General features: G+C 61.8%; 22 protein-coding genes and 2 pseudogenes. 6 read left to right on the top strand and 18 right to left on the bottom strand.

From position 1 onward, the window contains the following. Positions 1 to 13: 13 nt before the first annotated feature. Entirely contained in the window at positions 14 to 2,434 is a 2,421-nt protein-coding gene (locus tag NKH71_RS15985; RefSeq protein WP_352591603.1) for a polysaccharide biosynthesis tyrosine autokinase, read from the top strand. Positions 2,435 to 2,476: 42 nt separating this feature from the next. On the opposite strand, the gene NKH71_RS15980 is transcribed toward NKH71_RS15985, so the two are convergent. Next, on the bottom strand, positions 2,477 to 3,781 hold the full coding sequence (locus NKH71_RS15980) for a glucoamylase family protein (RefSeq protein ID WP_352895154.1): 1,305 nt from the start codon (positions 3,779 to 3,781) through the stop codon (positions 2,477 to 2,479). 166 nt (positions 3,782 to 3,947) lie between these two features. Between NKH71_RS15980 and NKH71_RS15975 the strand changes: the two are divergent. Together NKH71_RS15975 and NKH71_RS15970 are read left to right on the top strand one after the other, a co-directional pair. Further along, positions 3,948 to 5,013, top strand: a pseudogene (locus NKH71_RS15975) (sensor histidine kinase). A gap of 164 nt (positions 5,014 to 5,177) precedes the next feature. Continuing rightward, positions 5,178 to 5,366 (top strand): hypothetical protein, encoded by a 189-nt coding sequence (locus NKH71_RS15970; protein WP_352495744.1) that lies wholly within the window; start codon positions 5,178 to 5,180, stop codon positions 5,364 to 5,366. A 109-nt stretch (positions 5,367 to 5,475) separates the two neighbouring features. Here the strand turns inward: NKH71_RS15970 and NKH71_RS15965 are convergent. Then, positions 5,476 to 5,808, bottom strand: a pseudogene (locus NKH71_RS15965) (BA14K family protein); the annotation flags it as partial. A 222-nt stretch (positions 5,809 to 6,030) separates the two neighbouring features. On the opposite strand from NKH71_RS15965, the gene NKH71_RS15960 reads away from it, so the two are divergent. Then, positions 6,031 to 6,198 (top strand): Thivi_2564 family membrane protein, encoded by a 168-nt coding sequence (locus NKH71_RS15960; RefSeq protein WP_023717974.1) that lies wholly within the window; start codon positions 6,031 to 6,033, stop codon positions 6,196 to 6,198. A gap of 102 nt (positions 6,199 to 6,300) precedes the next feature. Here the strand turns inward: NKH71_RS15960 and NKH71_RS15955 are convergent, their stop codons facing one another. Next, positions 6,301 to 7,065: a metallophosphoesterase family protein gene (locus NKH71_RS15955; RefSeq protein WP_023717973.1), complete on the bottom strand. Its 765-nt coding sequence runs from the start codon at positions 7,063 to 7,065 to the stop codon at positions 6,301 to 6,303. 128 nt (positions 7,066 to 7,193) lie between these two features. Beyond that, positions 7,194 to 9,101 carry a propionyl-CoA synthetase gene (locus tag NKH71_RS15950; RefSeq protein ID WP_352790632.1) on the bottom strand — a complete coding sequence of 636 codons (1,908 nt, stop codon included), beginning with the start codon at positions 9,099 to 9,101 and terminating at the stop codon, positions 7,194 to 7,196. 171 nt (positions 9,102 to 9,272) lie between these two features. On the opposite strand from NKH71_RS15950, the gene NKH71_RS15945 reads away from it, so the two are divergent. Continuing rightward, the gene (locus NKH71_RS15945) at positions 9,273 to 10,070 is read left to right on the top strand and encodes a DUF2259 domain-containing protein (RefSeq protein ID WP_352790630.1); all 798 of its coding nucleotides are present in this window, start codon (positions 9,273 to 9,275) and stop codon (positions 10,068 to 10,070) included. A gap of 282 nt (positions 10,071 to 10,352) precedes the next feature. Here NKH71_RS15945 and dhaK read toward each other — a convergent pair whose 3' ends face one another. The 14 genes from dhaK to NKH71_RS15875 all read right to left on the bottom strand — a co-directional run bounded on the left by dhaK (position 10,353) and on the right by NKH71_RS15875 (position 23,058). After that, the gene (gene dhaK / locus NKH71_RS15940; RefSeq protein ID WP_352790629.1) at positions 10,353 to 11,339 is read right to left on the bottom strand and encodes a dihydroxyacetone kinase subunit DhaK; all 987 of its coding nucleotides are present in this window, start codon (positions 11,337 to 11,339) and stop codon (positions 10,353 to 10,355) included. Positions 11,340 to 11,365: 26 nt separating this feature from the next. Continuing rightward, positions 11,366 to 11,788: a hypothetical protein gene (locus tag NKH71_RS15935; protein ID WP_352790627.1), complete on the bottom strand. Its 423-nt coding sequence runs from the start codon at positions 11,786 to 11,788 to the stop codon at positions 11,366 to 11,368. A 9-nt stretch (positions 11,789 to 11,797) separates the two neighbouring features. Further along, positions 11,798 to 13,399: a phosphoenolpyruvate--protein phosphotransferase gene (ptsP, locus tag NKH71_RS15930; protein ID WP_352790626.1), complete on the bottom strand. Its 1,602-nt coding sequence runs from the start codon at positions 13,397 to 13,399 to the stop codon at positions 11,798 to 11,800. Beyond that, the gene (locus tag NKH71_RS15925) at positions 13,383 to 13,685 is read right to left on the bottom strand and encodes an HPr family phosphocarrier protein (RefSeq protein WP_023717966.1); all 303 of its coding nucleotides are present in this window, start codon (positions 13,683 to 13,685) and stop codon (positions 13,383 to 13,385) included. Before NKH71_RS15925 ends, ptsP begins: the two co-directional genes overlap by 17 nt. A gap of 22 nt (positions 13,686 to 13,707) precedes the next feature. Further along, the gene (gene dhaM, locus NKH71_RS15920; protein WP_172220312.1) at positions 13,708 to 14,097 is read right to left on the bottom strand and encodes a dihydroxyacetone kinase phosphoryl donor subunit DhaM; all 390 of its coding nucleotides are present in this window, start codon (positions 14,095 to 14,097) and stop codon (positions 13,708 to 13,710) included. Beyond that, the gene (gene dhaL, locus NKH71_RS15915; protein ID WP_352483978.1) at positions 14,094 to 14,696 is read right to left on the bottom strand and encodes a dihydroxyacetone kinase subunit DhaL; all 603 of its coding nucleotides are present in this window, start codon (positions 14,694 to 14,696) and stop codon (positions 14,094 to 14,096) included. The genes dhaM and dhaL overlap by 4 nt, the downstream gene beginning before the upstream one ends. A gap of 81 nt (positions 14,697 to 14,777) precedes the next feature. Further along, on the bottom strand, positions 14,778 to 16,421 hold the full coding sequence (locus NKH71_RS15910) for a dihydroxyacetone kinase subunit DhaK (RefSeq protein ID WP_352483979.1): 1,644 nt from the start codon (positions 16,419 to 16,421) through the stop codon (positions 14,778 to 14,780). A gap of 67 nt (positions 16,422 to 16,488) precedes the next feature. Next, a complete protein-coding gene (locus NKH71_RS15905) occupies positions 16,489 to 17,502 on the bottom strand; it encodes an ABC transporter ATP-binding protein (RefSeq protein WP_352895153.1) in 1,014 nt (337 codons plus the stop codon). Then, a complete protein-coding gene (locus NKH71_RS15900) occupies positions 17,495 to 18,607 on the bottom strand; it encodes an ABC transporter ATP-binding protein (protein ID WP_352495753.1) in 1,113 nt (370 codons plus the stop codon). The genes NKH71_RS15905 and NKH71_RS15900 overlap by 8 nt, the downstream gene beginning before the upstream one ends. A gap of 3 nt (positions 18,608 to 18,610) precedes the next feature. After that, entirely contained in the window at positions 18,611 to 18,811 is a 201-nt protein-coding gene (locus tag NKH71_RS15895) for a hypothetical protein (protein WP_023717960.1), read from the bottom strand. Next, positions 18,808 to 19,758, bottom strand: coding sequence for a carbohydrate ABC transporter permease (locus NKH71_RS15890; protein ID WP_023717959.1), 951 nt, complete (start codon positions 19,756 to 19,758; stop codon positions 18,808 to 18,810). Before NKH71_RS15890 ends, NKH71_RS15895 begins: the two co-directional genes overlap by 4 nt. Then, positions 19,755 to 20,702 carry a carbohydrate ABC transporter permease gene (locus NKH71_RS15885; protein ID WP_031211681.1) on the bottom strand — a complete coding sequence of 316 codons (948 nt, stop codon included), beginning with the start codon at positions 20,700 to 20,702 and terminating at the stop codon, positions 19,755 to 19,757. The genes NKH71_RS15890 and NKH71_RS15885 overlap by 4 nt, the downstream gene beginning before the upstream one ends. Before the next feature lie 122 nt (positions 20,703 to 20,824). Next, on the bottom strand, positions 20,825 to 22,156 hold the full coding sequence (locus tag NKH71_RS15880; protein ID WP_023717957.1) for an ABC transporter substrate-binding protein: 1,332 nt from the start codon (positions 22,154 to 22,156) through the stop codon (positions 20,825 to 20,827). Between the two features lie 212 nt (positions 22,157 to 22,368). Further along, entirely contained in the window at positions 22,369 to 23,058 is a 690-nt protein-coding gene (locus NKH71_RS15875; protein WP_352895152.1) for a PIG-L deacetylase family protein, read from the bottom strand. Between the two features lie 26 nt (positions 23,059 to 23,084). Here NKH71_RS15875 and NKH71_RS15870 point away from each other — a divergent pair, with 26 nt between their 5' ends. Continuing rightward, a complete protein-coding gene (locus NKH71_RS15870) occupies positions 23,085 to 23,975 on the top strand; it encodes a DMT family transporter (protein ID WP_352640679.1) in 891 nt (296 codons plus the stop codon). Positions 23,976 to 23,988 lie beyond the last annotated feature (13 nt).

The raw sequence follows: 23,988 nt of genomic DNA, 5'->3' as shown, positions 1-23,988 counted from the left end.
AATTGGACCGAAGATGAACTATGCCAATTTTCCTGTCGACAAGAGGACGCCATTGCCGACTTCGAGTGCGGCAAACGCCGAAGACTTCATCGACATCGAGCGTCTGCTTGGCATGGCCGCGCGGCAGGCGAAAGTGGTTGCCGCCTGCGCCATCATCGGTCTCTTTCTCGGCGTGCTCTATTTGCAGACCACGCCTCCTACCTATGTGGCGACGAGCAGCGTGCTGATCGACGAAGGATTGAACAAGGTCGTCGACGATATTTCGGCGGCGTCGGTCAGCATGCAGACCGACTCCGCCGTTCTGAGCCAGATCGAAATTCTACAGTCGGCCAGGCTGGCGGGGGTGGTCGTCGACAAGCTGAAGCTCGATCAGAACGACGCTTTCATGAACCCTCCGACATCGGCCCTGTCTAAGGTCGCAAGCTTTGTACGCGGTATCATCCAGTCTGTCCGCCCCAAGCGCGCCGCGAGCACAACCGATGTCACTCAGCTTGATGCCGCGACGCGTGACGCGATCACCGCATCGTCGTCGTCCCGCGACTACGCAATCTTCAAACTGCAGAACCAACTCGATGCCGAGCGGATCGGCCGAAGCTTTGTCATCAGCATCTCCTTTCAGGCGACGGATCCGGCGCTTGCGACCGCCATCACCAAGGCCTATGCCGACGCCTATCTCGCCGATCAGCTTGATGCCAGCTTCGACGCGACCGAGCGGGCGGCTGTCTGGCTGCAGGGCCGGCTGACCGAGCTTCGTGAGAGCTCCCAGGCGGCCGCACTGGCGGTCGAAAAGTTCAGGGCCGAACATGGATTGGCCGTCAATGACGGCCAGCTGATCAGCGACAAGCAACTGTCCGATCTCAACACTCAGCTGATCGTCGCACAGGCCGATACCGCACGTGCCGGCGCCCGCTATCAGCAGTACAAGTCGATCGTCGAAAGCGGGTCGGACAATGCGTTCAAGGACGCCGCGATATCGAACGACCAGCCGAGCAGCTCCGTCATCACGACGCTGAAGAACCGCTATCTCACAGTCGCCAAGCGGCAGCAGGACGTCGAAGCCAATTTCGGCCCGCAACATCCGCAGGCCGTCGCGCTCGCCAAGGAGAAGGCCGACATATCGGCGCAGATTTTCGGCGAGCTGAAGCAACTGACCGAAAGCTACCGCAACGAATACGAGGTCGCTCTGGCGCGCGAAACCGCGCTCCGCGCAAATGTCGCCCTGGCGGCAGGCAAGAGCTCCATCGACAACCAGTCGCAGGTCAAGCTGCGTGAACTGGACCAGAAGGCGACGGCGCTCTCGACACTCTACCAGACATTCCTGAACCGCTATGAGGAGGCCGCCCAACAGCAATCCTTCCCAGTCGGCAAGATCCGGGTCATCTCGGACGCGACGATGCCACAGTCGGCCGCAACCCCGCGAACGGCCATCGTGCTGGGGCTTTCGCTGGCGCTTGGCATAATGATGGGGGCAGGGGTTGGTGGTCTGAATGAATTCAGGGAACGCTTCTTCAGGACCGGCGAGGATGTGCGCGACCGTGTCGGCCTCAAATTCCTCGGCTATCTCCCGGTCATCGGCAAGGCTGGCAAGGATGACCAGCGCAATGGCGGTCAGCCTGACGTCAAAGTCGTTGAATCCAAGACCGCCAAGTCGTCCAAATCCCAGCCCTCCAAAACATTGTCGGCAGCCGAAAAACGTGCGCGCATGCGGGTAACCGTTGATGCACCGGCATCGATGTTCTCCGAGACGCTGCGCAACGCAAAGATCGCCTTTGACGTCGTGATAGAAGGCCAGGGCAGCCGGGTCATCGGCGTGGTCTCGGTGCTTCCGGGCGAAGGCAAGTCGACGGTGGCGGCCAATCTTGCCGGGCTGCTTGCCGCCAACGGATCGAAAACGCTGCTGATCGACGGCGACTTGCGCAATCCCGGCCTCAGCCGCAGCCTCGGCATGGAGGCCGAGCAGGGCTTGATGGAAGCGGTGGTGAGCGGGCAGACCTGGCAGTCGGTCGGCAAGATCGACCGGCAGACCAAACTGGTGATCATCCCGGCCGTCCTGCGTGGCCAGTTTTCGCATACCAGCGAGCTTCTGTCTTCGGCCGGCATGCGGCGCTTCATCGACAACGCCAAGGAAACCTTCGAGTACATCATCGTCGATCTGCCGCCGCTCGGGCCTGTCGTCGACGCCAAGGCCTTCGCTCCGCTTGTCGACGGCTTCGTGCTGGTCACCGAGTGGGGACGCACGCCGCGTGCGATGGTGCAATCGATGCTCAGCTCGGAACCCTATATCGCGAAGAAGATCATTGGCGCGGTCCTGAACAAGGTCGAGCTGAAGAAACTCGCCAAGTATGGCGCGATCGGCGGCTCGGAAAAATTCTTCGACAAATATTCGAGCTATTATCTGGAAAAATCAGAAGCGCGCACAAAGGCGGCTGCCTGAGTGCGGTCCGCGCGTTTCGAGCATTTTTGCACCGAAGCGGAATCACCCGGCGTCGCAAAGATCTATTAGGGGTGTTGACATTCTGAGATGCTTGCTGATGAAGCTAAGCCTCTCCAAGCCTCTGCGCACTTCCGGCGCCCTCATGAAAAGCCGCCACAACAGCCCTGTACGATGGTTCTCGATCATCGCGATGATCGGCCCCTGATTGATCGCCAGATAGGTTCGGGAGTACCAGTTGCGGCTTTCGCAAAACGCGTCAACAAAGCCGAAGCGGCCCCATATGCGTTTTCGAGGCTTGCCCAGGAAGCCACGCAGTGCGCGCATCGCCTCCGCCGGGGCATAGGGAAAGCTCGACAGGGCAGCAGACGGAGTGATCACGCCAAAGTCCCTGTCGGGTGCATGCGCGACGTATCCTCGCGGCCCATGGCTCGCGGTCAGACCCCAGCAGTCCGGTCCATATCCCAAATGGCTATGGGGATTGCGAACGCAATGCCGATAATTGATCTGCGTATGACTGACGTTCTGTTGCCAGTAATCGGCGTAGCGGTCACTTAGGCCCCGGGGATCGAGCCCGCAGAAAGAATAGTGCGAAAAGAAGAGCGGGCCACCAGAATTCATTCCCAACGGCAGCACGATCCCGTCATGGTCGCGCCCGTTTCGAAAGCCAAGTCCTACAGCAAAACCCTCGTGATAGATTCCCGGATCAATAGGGTGGCGCGCCGATCCCGCCGCCAGCACGAAAGTGAGCAGGCATTCGTTCCAACCCCTGATCGGGCTGTCCGTCGCCCAGCCAAAATTAGGGCTCCAATGCCACATGAGTTGCCGAGCGCCGCGTGTAAACCAGTTCCATTCGGCCTGTAGCAACAGCGCGTCCACGCGCTGGCGCAGGCGCACTTCGCCAGTTGTCATCCCGGCGAAATACTCACGGGCGCAAATCAGACCCTGAAACAGGAAGGTGGTTTCGACGAGATCAGCGCCGTCGTCCTTGCGACGAAACGGGATCGTCGCACCAGTTCGCCCGTTGATAAAATGCGGAAAAACGCCGTGGTAGCGCGGGGAGTTCTCCAGGAAATCGAGCATGCCGTGCAATCGCAGCAAAGCCGCGGTGCGGTCGATCCATCCCCGCTCGACCGCAACGATGATGGCTGCAATGCCAAAACCGGCCCCCCCGATCGTCACCAGATCGTTGGCAGGATCACCTGTGGTCTTTTGCCGGTCGCGGGCAAGACCGCTGACGGGATGCGCGCCTTCCCAGAAATAGCGCACCGTCTGCCGCTGCACGACATCCAACAGCGCATCATCGTCGAGCTCGAGAGTATTTTCCGGGAGGTCGAGTGCTGGAATCATCGAGCCGGTGTTAGTGCCTCGGGTGTCCTAAGGCCATTCCTAAAACAATTGTGCGCACGGACCGGCCGCTCACTCGTGTCAGGCCGATTCAATTCGCGACAGGTGCTTGGCGACCCGGTAGAAAGAAAATCAAGGGGAAACAGCCCCTGGATTGGCCTCGAAGCCTATGTTCCATCCCATTGCGAATATCGAAGACGCGCAGACGCTGGCGCAGGCCATCGTCAATACGATGGTCGAACCCTTCCTCGTTCTCGATGAGAACTTTCGCGTGCTGGCGGCCAACCACTCCTTCTATCAGACCTTCAGGGTCGACCCCGAGCAGACGCACGGCTCGCTGCTCTACGCGCTGGGCGACGGCCAGTGGGACATTCCAGCGCTTCACCTGCTCTTGGAGACGATCATTCCCGAGAAGACCGCCATGGACGGCTTCGAGGTCGAGCATGATTTCCCCGATATCGGCCGGCGCACGATGCTGCTCAACGCGCGGAAGGTCCTTTACGACCACAGTTCAGCCGCGACCATCCTGCTCGCCTTCAATGACATCACGGCGCGCCGCGCCATAGAAAGGGAAAAGGAAGAACTTCTCGGCCGCACCGAAGACCTGCTGCGGCAGAAGGATGTGCTGCTGCGCGAAATGGAGCACCGGGTCGCCAACAGCTTGCAGATCATCGCCAGCATTTTGCTGCTGAAGGCTCGGTCCGTCACCTCAGATGAAACGCGGCAGCACCTGAAGGATGCCCATCAACGCGTGCTGTCGGTAGCAGAAGTGCAGCGGCATCTCCATGCCTCAACCGGTGCCGACGAAATCGAGGTTGGTTCTTATCTGTCCAAGCTTTGCAGCAGTTTGGCCGCTTCGATGATCGGGGAAGCACAGGCTATTGCTGTAAACGTTATGGCGGAAAATGGAAGGATAGATTCCCAGAAGGCGGTCAGCCTTGGCCTGATCGTTACCGAGCTCGTTCTCAACGCCATCAAGTATGCATTCTCGACAGAAAAGGTCGCTGATCTTGGTGACCTATGAGACCGATGCGGAGGATTGGAAGTTGACCGTATCGGACAACGGGTGGGGCAAACCCGTTCGCGACATTCCAGGTGCGGGACTGGGGACAGCGATCGTCGAGGCGCTTGTCAAACAGCTTGAAGCACGCATTGACACGGTCACGGGCAATACTGGCACGACGATTGCCATTACCAGAGCGACGTTCACGTCGCGGATGCCGAAAGCAGCATAGTTTGGTGCTTGGCATGCGTTTCAAGCGGCTGTTCCGAATATCGCCTTGAAGGTCGTGTCCCCTCAGGTGGTGTAGCTCGAACGTTGCGAAGCCGCTCGCGAGCGGCTGCCGCTGATGTTCCTATTCTCTGTGCTATAGGTTCCGTTTAATTGAAGAAGAAACCAATGCAGCGGACGGTGACAGTAATCGAGAAAATTACGGGCCGGGTGATCGGCGCGTATCCGATCGATCTTTCGGGCCAGGATCACCAGACTTCCGATGATCAGTATTTTGCCAAAGCGTTCGAAGCCGCCGTCGACGGCGGCCTCATTGCCGAGGCTGAAGCGCACGCTGTCGAATTCCGTCTGGAATAGACACTCAAGCCGAGATCCACGCTACTTTCGCTTTTCCATCGCCGCCTTGGCGCCGCTACGAAAACCCCGCGCGATGCGAGGTTGTTGATGCGGTCAAAAACCTTACGTTTCAGTACGGCGAATTACACTGCTGCCGAGGGCCATAGCTAGGCTGGAATGTATCGTCTGAAGCTCGATAGCTCCGGTATCGGTCGTAGCACCACTGTACATGCGAATCGCCGCGATCGACCGGGTTCTGGTTGTTGTTAATGATCACGCCGCTGATCACCGCGCCGGCAGCGAAGGCCGCCAGAGGAAACCAGTAGTCACCATGACGGCGATAACCGCGATGGTATTCACGATAGCCGCGATGACCGATCCAGTTTACGCCATCGTTGCGCGAAAAATTGCGATTGCGGTTGGATTTCCGCTTCATCCACGGCTTGTAGTCGACCGTCGCCACATATCTTGTTCATAAATCTCCTTTGAAGGAATGGTTGATATCCCTTCTCGGATTTAAAACGATTTAAAGAGGTTAAGGTTCTGTGGCGTGCCAGACAGCCTTCGACACCGCCAGCCAGGCTGTTCGAATCACTTGTCAGGTGCTACGGCTCGAACAAGCATGGGCAATCTTCACTCGACGCGGTGTGCTGGCTTTTTTCTACGTTTCATACAGTGAGGGACAATGGCCGGCACTCCGTTGATCAGCATTCTGATCACTTTCCTTGTCATCATTCTGGTGCTGTATCTGGTCAATCGGCTGCCGCTTGATGGTCGCACTCGTCAGATTGCCCAGATTGTCGTGATCATTATTGGCATCATTTCGCTGCTGAAGTACCTCGCAGTGTTTTAAGCCATCACGGTTGGGATATGCGACGCTGCTGGCGTCCGAGCGAGCAAGACAACCCAGCGCTTTACACCCACTCATGAGCAGGCGGCTTGAGACCTTCCCGCTCTAGGAAAATATCAGCCTCGCGCGGTTGTCGACGATCCTGAGGGCGGCCAGCTGGCCGGTTTGGAAGGCGCCGGTGTCTATGCCAAGCCGGCGTCCCTCAAGCTTCGGAATGTCGACCGGCGTATGCCCGTGCACGACATAACGTTCGAGAAGATGCGCGGCTTCGAAGAACTCCGAGCGGATGTTGAGCAGGTCGTCCTCGTCTTGCGCGGCCAGCTCGATGCCGGGCCTGATGCCGGCGTGTACGAACACGAATTTGGCCGAATAGACCATGACCGGCAGCGCACGCATGAAGCTGACATGGCCGGCTGGAATGATCTCCCGGATGCGCCGGTCGACCTCCTCGCTTGAACCGTAGAGATCGGCCATGCGCGACGGATCAACGCCGTAGGAAAACAGCGTTTGCAGGCCACCTATCGCCAGCCACGATTCTCTCGAAATGATCCCGTCGAGGTAGTTCAGCATCACGACTTCGTGGTTGCCGGCAAGGCAGACGCGCTGGAAGCCTTGGAGTGGCGGCGCCAGCAGATGATCGAGCACGCGCGCCGACTGGGGGCCACGATCGACGTAGTCGCCGAGCATGATGATGAGCTTGCGCCTTTCGAAAGACGCAGAATCGACCAGGATGTTCTGCTCCAGGGAGCGAAGCTCCTTATAGCAGCCATGCACGTCGCCGATCGCATAGACGACCGTGTCCTGCAGATCCATCTCGAGCCGCTGGCGCGCCACGGTCCGGGGCTTTCTCGATCGCTGGAACAAGGTCACGAATGGCGTCTCGTATGGCTATGAATGCGCCTCGATCTCGAAACAACCTGGCGACGCAGCGCGTGGATACCATGTCTGGCACCGGTCGTTCCATACCGGAGCTTCGGACGCAACTCGGCTTCGGCGTCTTACAGGCCGATGCCACGGCCGTTCAGCGCGGCGGTGATCTCGTCGAGGATGGCGGGGTCGTCGATCGTCGCCGGCATGCTCCATTTCTCCTTGTCGGCGATCTTCTGCATGGTGCCGCGCAGGATCTTGCCGGAGCGCGTCTTCGGCAGGCGCTTGATCGTCACCACCGTCTTGAAGGCGGCGACCGGGCCGATCCGTTCGCGCACCAGCGCGACCACCTCGTTTTCGATGATGCCCGCGTCGCGGTCGACGCCGGCATTCAGCACGACGAAGCCGAGCGGAACCTGGCCTTTCATCGCATCGGCGATGCCGACGACGGCGCATTCGGCAACGTCGGGATGCGCGGCCAACACCTCCTCCATGGCGCCGGTCGACAGCCGGTGGCCGGCGACGTTGATGATGTCGTCGGTGCGGGCCATGACATAGAGATAGCCGTCCTCGTCCATCATGCCGGCATCCGCCGTTTTGTAGAAGCCGGGGAACTCCTCGAGATAGGCTTGGCGAAACCGCTCGTCGGCATTCCACAGCGTCGGCAGACAGCCGGGCGGTAATGGCAGTTTGACCACAACGTTGCCCAGTGTGCCGCGCTTGACCGCATGCCCGGCATCGTCGAGCACGCGAATGTCGTAGCCGGGCATCGGCATGCCGGGCGAGCCGTATTTGACAGGCAGCAGGCCCAGTCCGGCGGGATTGATGGTCATCGGCGAACCGGTCTCGGTCTGCCACCAGTGGTCGATCACCGGCAGGTTCAATTTCTGCTCGGCCCATTTGATGGTTTCCGCATCGGCGCGCTCGCCGGCAAGGAACAGCGTGCGGAACCGGGACAGATCGTGTTTCGGGACGAACTCGCCCCTCGGGTCCTGTCCCTTGATGGCGCGGAAGGCGGTTGGCGCGGTGAAAAGTGCGACCACGCCATGCTCGGCGATCACACGCCAATAGGTGCCGGCATCGGGCGTGCCGACCGGCTTGCCTTCGAACAGCACCGTCGTGCAGCCATGCAGCAGCGGGCCGTAGACGATGTAGGAATGGCCGACCACCCAGCCGACGTCCGAAGCCGCCCAGAACACTTCGCCGGGTTTCACACCGAACTCGTTTTCCATCGACCATTTCAACGCGACCATGTGGCCGCCATTGTCGCGCACGATGCCCTTTGGCTGGCCGGTCGTGCCGGACGTGTAGATGATGTAGAGCGGATCGGTGGCAAGCACCGGAACGCAGTCGACATTGGCACCCGCGGCCCGCTCCCGCGCCACAGCGTCGGCATAGTCGATGTCGTAGTTTTCCCTGAGCTCGCAGCGCAATTGGTCGCGCTGCAGGATGAGGCAGGCTTCGGGCTTGTGCCGCGACATCTCGATCGCCTTGTCGAGCAGCGGCTTATAGGCAACGACACGCGCGGGCTCCAGGCCGCAGGACGCCGAGATGATCAGCTTCGGCTTGGCATCGTCGATGCGCGTGGCGAGCTCATGTGAGGCAAAACCGCCGAAGACCACTGAATGCACGGCGCCGATCCGCGCGCAGGCAAGCATGGCGAAGGCTGCTTCCGGCACCATCGGCATGTAGATGATGACGCGATCGCCTTTTTGGATGCCGCGATTCTTGAGTACCGAGGTCAGTGCGACCACCTCGCGCTTCAACTCGGCATAGGTGAATTTCCTGATTGTGCCCGAAATCGCGCTGTCATGAATAAGCGCTATTTGGTCGGCGCGGCCGTCCGCCACATGACGATCGACGGCATTGAAGCAGGTGTTGCACGAGGCACCATTGAACCACCGGCCATAGACGCCGGCATTGGCATCGAACACGGTCTCGAAGGGCGAGAACCAGTCGATTGCGCCGGCGGCATCGGCCCAGAATTTTTCCGGGTCGCGTTTCCAGCCATCATAGACCTCGTGGTAGCGTGACGCCATCCAGCTTGCTCCCCAGGAATGTTTGCTGTCCTTGAAATAGCGTATGCTGCTTTCTGTAACCATGTATTTGTGCTTTTCGTTTGCCGTCGGTCTAATTCGGCCGCAAATGCAGGGTCGTCGTGGCCTGCGGGGCTGATACGGCCGAATTTTCGACATTGGGGGCAGGGCGCGATGAAACTGCGATACGAGCTTGGATTTGCCGTCGTTGCGACGCTGGCGTTCGCACTCGCTTCAGCTGCTCAGGCCGGCGATGCGGCGGCACGGCGCATCATCGGCTTTTCGCCCGACGGCAACTATTTCGCCTTCGAGCAGTACGGCACGCTCGATGCCGGTGCTTCGGATTCGGGCTGGTCGGAGATCGAAATCATCGACACCCGCACCGATGAGTTCGTCGGCGGCAAGCCGATCCTCATCGTTGACGAGACGGAGGATTCGACGCTGACACTTGCGCAGGCGAGGGCACAGGCCGCCGAGCTGGCAGCGCCGTTGCTGGCCAAATATGCCATCGCACTGCGCGGCGAGCGGACGGGCTTCGACAAATTCACCTTTCCCGACGACATGGTCGCCTACAACGACATTGCGCGCCTCGAGCAAGTCTCGCAGAAATGGCTTTGGCCGACTTATGACGAGCTTGGCATCTCGACCATCCAGCTCGACCAGATCCTTGCCGACAGCACGGCGGATTGTTCATCGAGTTTCGACAGGACGCAGCAAGGCGAAACGACCGGCAAGGCGCTCGGCTTTCGCCTGACGCTGCAGGGTCAGGACGGCAAGCCGATCAAGCTGCTGCATGAGGACAGGGCGGTGCCGGGTTCGAGGAATTGCCCGACTTCCTACAGCCTGTCGGAATCTTACGCATTCACCCCCGACCGCAAAGCAGGCGTGCTTGTCGTACTCGTGCAGCGTTTCAGCCAGGGATTTGAAGGGCGTGACCGCCGTTTCATAGCCGTGACAGGGCAGGCGCGTTGAGACAACCCGCTGAGAAATAATCTGCTACTCGAGTTGATTCCTAAAGCGGCAGCGCAGCGAGCATGAGGCAAACCCCGCCGGCGATCAGCAAGGCGGCTGCCAGCATTTTCCCATGACGCTCGAAACCTGTCGGCGCCCGATCCCAATTGTAAGGCATGCCCCAACTCCGCAAGCCCGCTGAGTCCCTTATCTTACCTAGGGTGAGGAGGACAACAGTCTGGCGATGCACCACGCTGCTGCTGTCGGTCTTATCACCGACTATCTCTGAGGCATTCTCCGCCGCTACATGCCCCAGCGCAGCGCGGCGGTGTGCACAGGCGCATCCCAAAACACTGCCGTCTCGGCGTCGAACATGCTCAGCGTGATCGAGCAGCCGGCCATGTCGAGCGAAGTCACATAGGAGCCAACCAGCGACCGGGTCACCGTCACGCCGTGCTTCTCGAAGGTTTTGCGGGCGCTGTTGTACATCAGATAAAGCTCCATCAGCGGCGTGCCGCCAAAGCCGTTGACGAAGAGCAGCGCCCGGCCTTTGGCGCCGTCGCCCAGATCGCCGAGGATCGCGGTACAGATCTCCTCGACGATAGCGTCGGCGCTCTTCAACGTGTCGCGCCGCCTTCCGGGCTCGCCATGGATGCCGACCCCGAACTCCATCTCGCCGTCGCCGATGTCGAAGGTCGGCTTGCCCGCCGCCGGCACGGTGCAACTGGTCAGCGCCACGCCCATCGAGCGCGTTGCGCCGTTGACGCGCTCGCCCAGCGCCTTCAAAGACTCCAGTGGCATGCCTTGTTCGGCCGCCGCGCCGACGATCTTCTCGACCACCAGCGTACCGGCGACGCCGCGCCGGCCGGTGGTGTAGGACGAGTTTTCGACCGCGACGTCGTCATTGGTCACGATTTGCATCACGCCTTCCGACATTTCAGCGGCCATGTCGAAATTCATCACGTCGCCCTCGTAGTTCTTGACGATGAACAGGCAGCCGGCGCCCGTATTGACGGCTTCCACGGCCGCCATCATCTGGTCCGGCGTCGGCGAGGTGAACACCTGCCCGGGGCAGGCGGCATCCAGCATGCCGTGCCCGACGAACCCGCCATGCAGCGGCTCGTGACCCGAGCCGCCACCGGAGATCAGCGCCACCTTGCCCGATTTGAGCAGCTTGCGGCGGACAAATTTGTGTTCCTCGCCAAGCGCCAGAATGTCGGCATGCGCGGCAACGAAGCCGTCGAGGCTCTCGGTCAGCACCGTGTCGACCGAATTCAGAAATTTCTTCATGGCTGTCCTCCCGAAATAGCCCAGCGTCAGCTGCCCTTGCCGGCGATGCTGGTGATCTTCTGGATGAAATCATTGACCGCCCGGTCGAGCGCCGCATTCTGCTTATCGTCGCCGAAATCGGGAACGATCAGCGAGACATGGCGTGTCTTCCGCATGCCTGCGGCCAGCGACATCTTTCCCGGATGCGCCCGATGATATGCTTCAAGGAAATGATCACGTTCGGCCGGGCTGAAATGGCAGACGGAGAAGATAGCCGGCAAATGCTTCGATGGTATCGGCGTCGAATAGGCCGGGCTGGAAATCTGCGTGACGAAGCTGCGGTGCTTGCCGAGCGCGTCGGCGAGGCGCTGGCGCATGCCGGATGGGCGCTGGTCGATCACCTGCGACAGGATCGTCTTGTAGGCGCGGATAGTCTCTTCGGGGCCGGATTGCGACGCCTTGTCTGCCATGCCGGGGCCCTAGATCGAAACGTCCGCGATGGCCGCCTTGGCCATCGCGAGTTGGGCGGGAGCGACGGAGAGGTCACGCAGGCCGGTTTCGAGCAGCGCCGGGATCGAGGCGGGGTCGCCGCCGGCATCGCCACACAGGCTGACCGGGATATTATGCTCGCGGCCGAAGGCGGCAACGGAGGCGATCAGCCGGAGCACGGCCGGGTGCCTGACGGAATTCAGATGTGCGACAGAAATGTTGTCGCGAGCGGCGGCCATCACATATTGGGTCAAATCATTTGAACCGATCGAGAAGAAAGCGGCCTCGGCGAATACCTCCGGTACGATGGCCACCGACGGCACCTCGACCATGATGCCAAGCGGCGGCATTTTGTGCGCGATGCCGCGCGCGAAAAGGTCAGCCTGCTCTTCCGCGAACAGCGCCGTCGCGCGTTCATATTCTTCCGGGACGGCGATCATCGGGAACATCACCTTCAGATTGCCGTGCATGGCGGCACGTAGCAAGGCGCGGATCTGTATGCGAAAGACCTCCGGACGCGCCAGCGACAGCCTGATCCCGCGCAGGCCAAGGAATGGATTACATTCCTCGACGGTCAGGCCCGGCACAGGCTTATCGCCGCCAGCATCGACGGTTCGGATCGTCACCGGCCTGTCGCCTGCCCATTCCAGCACTTTGCGGTAGGCGCGATATTGCGTCTCCTCGTCCGGCAGCGTCTTGCCGACCAGGAATTCGGTCCGCATCAGCCCGACGCCGTCGCACGTCGCAGCATCGATGCTGTCGACATCGGACGGATCGGCGATATTCACCTGCACCCGGACCGCTATGCCGGTCTTCGTTGCCGCAGGCCTTGTCAGATAGGCTGCCGCTTTGCCGCGATGCGCCGCGAAAGACAACGACGATCGCCGGAATATGGCGATCTCCGCTTTCGAAGGTGCCAATACGATGCCGCCATGTTCGGCATCGAGCAGCGCGATTTCGGCAAGGTGAGCCGGCGAAGCACCGAGTTCGGCCGGCCCCAGCGCTACTATCATTGGCACGCCGCGCGAGCGCGCCAGCATGGCGACATGGCTTGCGGCACTTCCGGCTTTCAGCGCAATGCCGCCGCCCGCACTCCAGTCGGTTTCGAGGAAGCGCGTCGGTGCGATATCCTCGCCGTAGAGGATCGCGCCCGCCGGCGCGGCAATGTCGCCGCCCCCGGTCAGTGCGCGCAGCACCTGGTCGCGTATATCGCGCATGTCGGCGGCGCGGGCACGGAAATAGTCCTGCTCGGATGTTTCGTAGCCGGCGATTTCGGCGTCGAGTGCCTGCCGCCAAGCCACATCAGCGGCCATGCCCTCGGCGATGTGCGAAAAGGCCGGGGCGGTCAGCGCATCGTCCTCCAGCATGGCGAGCTGGAATTCGAGGATATCGGACGCCTCGCTGTCGCTGGTTTCGATCAATATCGCGAGCCGGCCTGCGGCAATGGAGATGGCGGCCTCAAGCGCCGCTTTCTCGTCCGCGGCAGTCGCCTTGCGGACATAACGCACAGCAGCCTGGTCGAGGTCGAACAGCGGCCCCTCGGCATAGCCGGCCGATGCCGAAATGCCCTGCAGCCTAAGCGGTTCGGGCATGGTCCTTGCCTTCGTCGAAATCGCGCCGCACCAGCTCGACCAGTGCCCCGACGGCCTCGCCGGCGCCGTCGCCTCTGGCCCTGATATGCAGGACAGTGCCTTTCGGCGCTTTCGCAGCCATCACCTTGACGATGCTCTTGGCGTCGAACCATGGCCCGTTGGCGGCGAGCGCAATCTCGACGTCGGCCGAAAACGTCTTGGCAAGCTTGGTGAACTTCACCGAAGGACGCGCATGCAGTCCCACCTCATGTGTGATCAGGACGCTGGCTTCGGCTGCTGCGGACATGCTTGTCAAAGTTCCCGTTCACTCACGACGGCGACAGTTCGTGCGCCGTCGCCACCACTTCCTTGAGCGAGGCGCCGCCGGAAGCCTCGGTCGCCGCCATCACCGCGCCTTCGACGATCGGCGCATTGCAGACGATGATCTTCTGGGCGCGTGGTTCGCCGATCATCTCGACCGCCATCTCGCTATTGGTCTCGGCGCCGCCGAGATCGACGAGGATGGCGACACCCGCCTCCGACCAGGCCTTGTCGATGGCGCCCATGATCGCCTCGACATTGGTTCCCAGCCCGCCATGGCCGTTTCCGCCGCACCATGCAAGCGGCACTTCGTCGCCGACCATCTGCCGCACCATATCGGCGGTGCCTTCGGCGACCAGCGGCGAATGCGATACGATGACGATGCCGACATTGCTCATGCGCGCCTCTCGATTATCTCGGCTACGGCCCGCACCAGAAGCGCGGTCGAGCGTGCGCCGGCATCCATATGACCGATCGAACGGTCGCCAAGGAAGGAGGCGCGCCCACGCAACGCCTTCATCGGCACGGTCGCCTCGGCTGCGTTGTCAGCGACCTCGGCGATGTCCGCTGCCGCCCTTCCCTGCAGCAGGGCCTCATGCACCGGCTGCAGCACATCGAGCATGGTTTTTTGCCCGGCCTGCGACTTGCCTCTGGCGGCCACCGCTTCGATCGCCTTGCCGAAGGCCGCAGCCAGATTGGCGCGATCCGGCGCGGCGGAAATCTCCTTGCCGAGCGCCATGAAGAGCGTGCCGAACAGGGGTCCGGAGGCTCCGCCGACAGTCATCACCAGTTTGGTGCCGATCGCCTTCAGCGCCTCGGGCAACGGCTTTGCCGCGAACGCGCCGGCCTCGGCCCGCACGGCCTCGAAGCCGCGTTTCATGTTGAGCCCATGGTCGCCGTCGCCGATCGCCTGGTCGAGCCCGGTCAGCTCTTCGGCATGGGCGGCGATGGTGTTTGCCGCCGCCTCGATTAGCCTGGAAAGATCCGCTACCGCCATATCACCCATGCTCCTGGCCTCCGCGCTGCCGGCAGTACGAGAAAATTGCATATCCGGCAATTGAAGCATTCTTTTCCCCAGTCAAGCGGGTTCGAGCAACGCAGCGAGGGCAGTGAAGACCTCGGCGATGGCAAAGGCGCCGGGGTCGACCACGCCGTCGAGCTGGCTGCCAATATAGGCGGACCGCCCGGCCTTGGCCTTGCGCATGGCCGCGGTGGCCTCGGCGCCGCGTCGCGCCGCGACCGCCGCGTCCTCCAGACTGCCGCTATCCAACGCCCTCAAGGCGGGTTCCAGGGCATCGATCATCGTGCGATCGCCGACCCTCGCTCCGCCATGGAAGGACATCCGATCCAGGCCGACGAGAAGCGCCTTGGGAAGCGTTTCGCCAGATTTCGACGCCTGCGCGGCGGCGGTTAAGAAGATCGACAGCAGCACGCCACTGGAGCCGCCCATGCTGGTACTCAGTATGTCGCCGACGGTGGCGAGCGTTGCGGCAGCGTCGGCGAGCGGCAGTGTCTCAAGGCGGCTAAGCACGCTCCGCGCACCGGCCGCCACAGTCGATCCGGTGTCGCCGTCTCCCGCCTTGGCATCCAGTCCGTTCAACGCGCCTTCAAGCGAGATCAGCCGTTCGCAGACCGCGACAACCAACTGCTCGGTGCGTGCATCCTGGCTGGCTTTTGACGCGTTGTTCGGGCCGGTGGCTTTGGCCACCGGCACGACGCTCACTGGGCGAACGGCTCTTGCCGGCAGCCAGGCGTGAGGGCCGACCGGCGCCCGCAAGGCTACTTCGCGAGGCGCATCGAGCCGGATCAGCGACAGGGAAAAGCCGTTCATGTTGAGCGCCGTCATAAGCTGCCCGGGCCCGATCGTCAGCGTCACCTTTCGTGCCAGCGGTGAAGCCAACACCGCATTGGTGACAAGCAACATTTCCAGCGGCGGCACCGAACCGAGATTGTTGATCAGCAAGGCGTAGTCACTGGCGGGATCGAGCCGCGCGGCAAGGCGCTCCGACATGATCGCAACCAGCCTTTCGGCACTTTGCACCGCAATCCGCTCAACGCCCGGTTCGCCATGAATGCCGAGGCCGAGTTCGGCGTCGTCGGCGCCAAATCTTTCGTCATGGCTCTGGCCGGGGATCGAGCAGGACGACAGCGATATGCCGAGTGAAACGATGTCCACCGCCGCGGCCCGCGCCGTAGCGGCAACCGTCGCCAGATCGTTGCCGGCTTCCGACAGGTGGCCGGCGATCTTGTGCACGAACAAGGTGCCGGCAACGCCACGCGGCTGGGCAATATCCGGCAGGGCAATGTCGTCGGCGACGATCACCATCTCGACGCGGAAGCCTTCGGCGCGCGCCTTCTCGGCTGCCAAGCCGAAGTTGAGGCGATCACCGGTGTAGTTCTTGACGATCAGCAGGCACCCGGCGGGACCGCTTACCGCGCGGATGGCGGCCAATACTGCTTCCACGCTCGGCGAAGCAAAGATCTCGCCTGATACTGCCGCCGTCAGCATGCCCACGCCGACGAAGCCGGCATGCGCGGGTTCGTGCCCGGCCCCGCCGCCGGAGATGATGCTGACCTTGCTCTTATCCCAGTCCGCACGGAGGACGACCTTGATTTCGGGATAGCCGTCGAGGCGAGCGAGATCGCCGGCGCCGGTCGTGCCGAGAAAGCCGTCCAGTGCCTCAGTTACGATCGTATCCCTGCGATTGAAAAAATGCTTCATCGAATTGGTCCAGTCCGGTGCCCGAAATTGCCGGTTGAAAGGTGCCAGGAAAACACTCGCGCAGCGCTCACATCAGCCGTCGCCCATTGGCGCCGAAATACAGCGGCGAGCGATAGCGGATCATGATCTTGTCGCCCTGCGCCAGGTCGGTGTCGGGGTCGGTCAGCGTCACCAGCTTCTTGGTCCCCACCGTCACGTGCAGATGGTTCTGGTCGCCGAGATGCTCGACCCAATCGACGACGCCGTCGGCATGGCCGTTCGCCGCCTTCTCGATCGAAAGATGTTCGGTGCGCGCTCCGATCGTCTTGGTTCCCGCCGGCGCGCCGCCATCCGGCAGCAGTCCGACCGGCAACAAATTGATTGCCGGTTGGCCTAGCCTTGCCGCGACGTGAAGGTTTGCCGGCTCAGAATAGATCGTGCGCGGCGAACCGATCTGCACCAGCACGCCGTCGGCGAGAATGCCGATGCGGTCGGCCATGGTCATCGCTTCGATCTGGTCGTGGGTGACGTAGAGCATTGTGGCGCCGAGTTCGGCCTGGATGCGCTTCAGCTCGAGCCTGAGATCGGCGCGCAGTTTGGCGTCGAGCGACGACAGCGGCTCGTCCATCAGGTAGATCGACGGCTTGCGCACCAAGGCGCGGCCGATGGCGACGCGCTGCATCTCGCCGCCCGACAGTTTGATCGAGCGATTATTCAGCTTGTGGTGGATGCGTACCATCTTGGCCACATCGTCGACGCGGCGGCGGATCTGGTCCTCCGGCATTTTCCGCGCCGGCGAGCGCAGTGGAAAGGCGAGGTTGTCGTAGACCGACAGATGCGGATAGAGCGAATATTGCTGGAAGACGAAAGCGGTGTCGCGCTCGGCCGGCGACAGCGTCGTCGTGTCGTGGCCGGCAATATGGATCGAGCCCGCTTCCGGCCGCTCCAGCCCGGCGATCAGCCTGAGCGTCGTCGTCTTGCCGGCGCCAGTCGGCCCGAGCAGCACGACGAATTCCCCGTCGGCGATATGCAGGTCGAGATTGTCGACGGCGACATGCTCGCCAAAAACCTTGGTCACGCCTTTGATGTGAACGTCAGCCATGATGCGCTCTCCCCTGGGAGGCCGACTCATGGATTTCGGTGCGCACCGCACGGCCGGATCCTTTTGCGAACAGCGACAGCCGCGCGCTGCTCAGCGCCAGGCCGACATGATCGCCCGGATTGAGCCGGATTTCGGCCGGTACCCTGGCCTTGATGATGCCGTCTGCCGTCTCCACCGCCACAATCTGCGTGGTGCCGAGATATTCGGTGCCATAAATGGCGCCGCGCAGCTTCGAAGCGTCATCGAAACGGATGTGCTCCGGCCGGATTCCAAGCGCCATCTCGGCCGGCGCAATATCCTCCCGCACCTCCGGCACGGCCACCTTCGCGCCTTGCACAACAATTTCCCTGGCGCCCTTTGAAAGGCCGCCGCCGAAGCCGAGGAAATTCATCGGCGGCGAGCCGATGAAGTCGGCGACGAACATCGTTGCCGGCCGGTCGTAGATTTCGCGCGGCGTGCCGAACTGCTCGATGACGCCATGGTTCATCACCGCGATCTTGTCGGCCATCGACATCGCTTCCATCTGGTCATGCGTGACATAGACGGTGGTGGCGTGGATGCGGTTGTGCAGGTCGCGCAGCTCATGGACCATCAGGTCGCGGAATTCGGTGTCGAGCGTGCCGAGCGGCTCGTCCATCAGGAAACACTTTGGCCGCCGCACGATGGCGCGGCCGAGCGCTACGCGCTGGCGGTCGCCGCCGGCAAGCCCGGAGACGGATTTGTTGAGCAGATGGTCGATCCGCAAAAGCTTCGCCGTCTCTTCCACCCTGGCCCGGATTTCAGCACCTGGCATGCCTTGCGCCAGCAACGGAAAGCCGATGTTCTTTCTCACATTCATGTGCGGATAGAGCGCGAACAGCTGGAAGACGAAGGCGATGTCGCGCTCGCGGGCACGCCGCATGGTGACGTCCTCGCCGCCAAGCAGGATCTTGCCGCCGGTCGGCAGTTCGAGCCCGGCGATCATACGAAGCGTCGTCGTCTTGCCGCAGCCCGACGGCCCCAGCATGACGAAGAACTCGCCGTCTTCGACGACGAAGTTGGAATCCTGCACGGCGACGAAATCGCCGAATGCCTTCCTCAGATGTTCGACCCTGATCTCGGCCATCGTCTACTCCGGAAATTTCGAGACGATGATGAACATTGCCGTGCCGGCCAGCATGGTGATGAAGGAATAGGTGTAGAGCGCCAGCGCGAAGGGCTGGAACAGCATCAGGAAGCCGATCGCGATGATCGCCGTGGCGACGTTTTCCATCAGCCCGCGCCTGGCCCAAACGGGCCAGCGCGATTTGCGTTTTGCGGTCAGGTTCATTTGCGCACCGCGCCGAAGGTGATGCCGCGCAGCAATTGCTTGCGAAGCAGGATGGTGAAGACCAGGATCGGCACCAGGAAGATCGTTGTGCCGGCCGCGACCGCCGGCCAGTCCTGGCCGCCTTCGCCGATGATGGTCGGGATGAAGGGCGGCGCGGTCTGCGCCGTGCCCGAGGTCAGTAGCGCAGCGAAGGCATATTCGTTCCAGGCAAAGATCAGACAGAAGATGGCGGTTGCGGCAATACCGGTGGTCGCCTGCGGCAGTACCGTGCGCCAGAACGCCTGCAGCCTGGTGTAGCCGTCGATCATCGCCGCTTCTTCATATTCGCGCGGGATCTCGTCGATGAAGCCTTTTAGCAGCCACACTGCCAACGACACGTTAACCGCCGTATAGAGCAGGATCATGCCGAGAGCCGTGTCCGACAGGCCAAGCTCGCGATACATCAGGTAGATTGGGATGGCGACAGCGATCGGCGGCATCATCCGCGTCGACAGGATGAAGAACAAAAGGTCGTCGGCGAGCGGCACCTTGAAGCGCGAAAAACCGTAGGCCGACAGCGTGCCGAGGAACACTGCGCAAAAGGTTGAGCCGAAGGCGATGATCAGCGAATTGACGAAGCGCGGCATGAAGTTCGAGGGGCCGGCGATCACCATGTTGCGCTTGCGCACCGTCTCGTCGCAAAGGCCCGTCGCCGGCCCCAGCGAGTTGATGTATTCCGGCGTCTGCCTTGTCCGCGTCGTGAACAGGTTGCAGTAGCCCTCAACGCTGGGCTGGAACAGGATCTTCGGCGGATAGGCGATCGAATCCGGCGGCGTCTTGAAGCTGGTGGCGAAGATCCACAGCAGCGGCACGATCGAGATCAACGCGTAGGCGACGATGATCGTGCCGGCGACGCGCTTTGACGTGGCCGAGGGTGCGACGACCGAATGGGCTGACGTCAGGCTCATCTCTGCTTCACCTTGTTGAGCGCCTTGACGTAGATGTTCGCCAGGCCGAACACCGCGACGAACAGGATGATGGCGAAGGCCGAGGAATAGCCCGTCCGCCAGCTTTCGAAGGCCTGCCGCTTCAGCGTGATCGAGGCCACTTCGGTGGTCGATCCCGGCCCGCCACCGGTCAGCAAATTGACCATGTCGAACATCTTGAAGTTCTCGATTCCGCGAAACAGCACCGCCAGCATGATGAAGGGCAGCGCCATCGGCAGCGTGATCGACCAGAACTGCCGCCAGTTGGAGGCGCGGTCGACCTCGGCCGCTTCGTAGATGTATTCGGGGATCGAGCGCAGGCCGGCGAGGCAGATCAGCATCACGTAAGGCGTCCACATCCAGGTATCGACGATGATGATCGACCATGGCGCCAGCGACACGTTGGACAGCATGCTGATCTCGGTTGCCGGAATGCCGGTGACGAACGAAACGGCGTAGGCGAACAGCCCGATCTGCGGCTCGTAGAGGAAGCGCCAGAAATTACCGACCACCGCCGGCGACAGCATCATCGGCACCAGGATGATCGTCGTCCAGAAGGCGTGCCCGCGGAACTTGCGGTCGATCAGCCAGGCCAGCGTAAAGCCGATCAGCGTCTGCAGCAGGATGGTCCAGAACACGAAATGCGCCGTCGTCTGCATGGCGATCCAGATGTCCTGGTCAGCGAGGATGCGCTTGTAGTTGGCCAGCCCAAGGTTCTTCACCACCTCGTTGGGGCGATTGGCGCGAAAGTTGGTGAAGGACAGGTAGATCGCCCAGAACAGCGGGAAGATATTGATGGCGAGAAGCAACAGGATCGTCGGCGAGATGAACAGCCAGGCGAGGCCCTTGTCGCTGATGCCCCGGACCTTGCGGGCCAACGGCTCAGGCGTAGCCCGGGCAACGCTGTCCGCCGTCCGATTGAGCATGGTCAGTCCTGCTTCGGTCACTTGGATCGTCTCGACAATGGAATTTATCTGAACTGTGTCCCGTGCCAAGGGCGGCACGGGACGGTTCGGTCATGGGCTCGGGAGGAGCCGGTTACATCCGATTACATCTTGCCATCGTCCTGGAAGACCTCGGTCCAGTCCTTGACGAGGCCGTCGAGCGCGTCCTTGGCCGAGCCTTGCCCGGCAACGACATAGTCGTGGAAGCGCTTCTGCGATGCCTGCAGCAGCGGTGCGTAGCTCGGCTCGGCCCAGAAATCCTTCACGATGGCCATAGAGTCGAGGAAGGTCTGCGCATAAGGCTGGCTGGCCGGGAAGCCCGGGTCCTTGACGACCGCGTTGAGGCAGGAATAGCCGCCGAGCGACCACCATTTGGACTGCACGTCCTTGTTGGCGAACCATTTGATGTATTTGAGCGCGGCTTCCTGCTTGTCGGAATAGGAGACCACCGAGATGCCCTGGCCGCCGAGCTGGGCGAACTGGTCGCCGTCGGGACCCTTGGGATTGACGAAATAGCCGATCTTGTCGCCGCCGACATTTTCGTCCTTCTGCAGGCCTGGCCAGGTGAAGGCGAAGTTCATGTGCATCGCCACCTGGCCGGATTTGAAGGCGTCGACGCCTTCGCCCATGTAGCTGTTCGAGGCGCCGGGAGGGGTGCAGCAATCATAGAGCGCCTTGTAGAACTCCAAGCCCTTCACCGATTTATCGGAGTTGACGAAACCTTCCATCTCGTAGGGCTTTTTCGGATTTTCATACTGGAAGCCGAAGCTGTAGAGGACGTCCATGGCACCCATGGTGATACCTTCCGAGCCGCGCTCGGTGTAGATCGAGGCGCCATAGACGGTCTTGCCGTCGATCTCGCGCTTTTGGAAGAATTCGGCGATCTGCCTCAGCTGGTCGAAGGTTGTCGGCGGGCCGAGATCCCAACCGTATTTCTCCTTGAATTCCTTCTGCAGTTCCGGCTTGGAGAACCAGTCCTTGCGATAGGTCCAGCCGACGACGTCGCCCATAGCCGGCAGCGCCCAGTAATTCGGCGAGTTCTTCGGCCATTCCGAGTAGCCGACGACAGTCGCCGGCACGAAATCGTCCATGCTGATCTTCTCCTTGTCGAAGAAGTCGTTCAGCTTGACGTAATGGCCGTTCTCGGCGGCGCCGCCGATCCACTGGCTGTCGCCGATGATCATGTCGCACAGCTTGCCGTGCGAATTCAGCTCGTTGAGAAAGCGGTCGGCATAGTTGGTCCACGGCACGAATTCGAATTTCATGCCGATTCCGGTTTCCTTGGTGAAGTCCTTGGACAATTCCACGAGCGCGTTAGCCGGGTCCCAGGCTGCCCAGCAAAGCGTCAGATCTTCTGCCTGCGCGACGTTCGAAACGGCTGTCGACGCGAGGAGTGTCGATGCCAGTCCCAACGCCAGTTTCAAGGTCGATTTCATGCCTTCCTCCCATTTGCGAAACGCGTCCGGATGACGGTTTCAAGAGCCCGCTAAACCCCTCCTCCGGGGCCTAAACACAACGGCGCGGCAACACGTCGGATGTTTAGTAATTTGTTTAGTGATGCAATTTTTACTAAACAAGGCAAGCGAATTCGTTGCTGCACCGCAGCATGCTGGATAGGAAAGCAACGTGAGAAGTTGCGGCGACCTGCCTAGGTCACCGTCTTGTTGCTGACCGCCACCGGACGGATCACTGGGGCCGGCGGCAGCAGCGCGCGGATATCGGCGAAGGGGAAGACCGGCTCGAAGCGGAAGGCCTCGGCGAACGATCCGGCTGGGCCGTTGCACTGGCCGGCGCGAAAGGCGTTCTGCGTGCGCGCCGCGTCGACGAAACGCTCGGGATCCTGCGATTGGTGCGCCCGGATCGCCTCCGCCTTGAGATTGAAATGCCTGGAGATATCGACGTAGTGCGTTGGCGAAAACCCGGTGCCGCCGAGCGTGTCGGCATGCAGCACCGGCACCGAGAATGACGCTGCGATGCGCACGCTATCCGATAGCGCGCGGTGGTCGCCATGATAGTCGTTCGGCGCATGGGTGATCGCCAGATCCGGCCCTATCTCGCCGATCAGTGCTTTCAGCGCCGCGATCAGGGCGGCGTCCGCCACCAGCGCGCCATCGGGAAAATCGATGAAGCGCGGCGTCACGCCAAGCAGACCGGCCGCCGCCGTCGCCTCTTTGCGGCGCGTGCGGGCAAGCGCGGCCGGATCGCCGTAGCCGCCCCTGGCGCCATCCGTGGCTACGGCAAAAAAGAGTTCTGCGCCTTGCGCGGCATAGGCGGCCATCGTACCGAACATGAAGATCTCGATGTCGTCCGGATGCGCGCCAAGCGCCAATATCTTCACTCTCATCCCTCCCGGAAATGGAAAACGTGCCCAACGGAATTCTGCTCGCTCTCATCGCCTATGCAAGCTATTCGTGCAGCGACGCGGTTGTCAAAAGCCTGGGCGGGCAGTTCAACGTCTTCGAGATCGGCTTCTTCTCGACATTGTTTGCCGGCTGCTTTCTGCTCTTTGCCAGGCCGCCAGGCGAGCGTTGGCGCGATTTCTGGCGCACGACACGGCCTTGGGCGGTACAGGCCCGCGCCTGGGCCGGCATCGCCTCCGGCGTGCTCAGCGTCTACGCCTTCACCACCATCCCGCTGGCGGAAGTCTATGCGCTGATCTTCCTGGCGCCGCTGTTCGTCACCATCCTGGCCACGCTCGTCCTCAAAGAAAAGGTCGGCCCATGGCGGTGGCTGGCGGTCGTCGCTGGCTTTGCCGGGGTGATGCTGGTCGTCAGGCCTGGGTTTCGCGAGTTGCATCTTGGTCATCTGGCGGCGTTCATCATCGCCTTCCTGGCCGCCACCAATGTCATCCTGATGCGTTCGCTCGCCGCGCAGGAAAAGCGCACGACGATGCTCGGCGTGCTGATCGGCTACGGCCTGCTCTTCAACGGCGTCGGTGCGGCGGCTACCTCGTTCTCGCTGCCGGATGGCAGGCAATGGGCGTGGCTGGTGCTGGCCGGCGCCTTTACCGCCGGCGGTCAGTTGCTGCATCTGCTGGCGGTCAAATACGCGCCGGCCAACCGCATCGCGCCAACGCATTATTCGCAGATCGTCTGGGCGGTGGTTCTGGGCGCGCTGTTCTTCAGGGAATATCCCGATTTTCTGTCGCTGGTCGGGCTCGCCGTGGTCGGCGGCTCGGGCCTGCTGACGATGGTGCGCGAGGAGGTGCGGCTTGGCACGGTGCGCTGGAACCCTTTTTCGCGGACCCGACTTTGAGCTGGTACCAAGG

The organism is Mesorhizobium sp. M0983 (assembly GCF_040318975.1).
In the GTDB taxonomy this organism is placed as follows: domain Bacteria; phylum Pseudomonadota; class Alphaproteobacteria; order Rhizobiales; family Rhizobiaceae; genus Mesorhizobium.
This window is presented reverse-complemented; position numbering and strand designations above follow the sequence as displayed.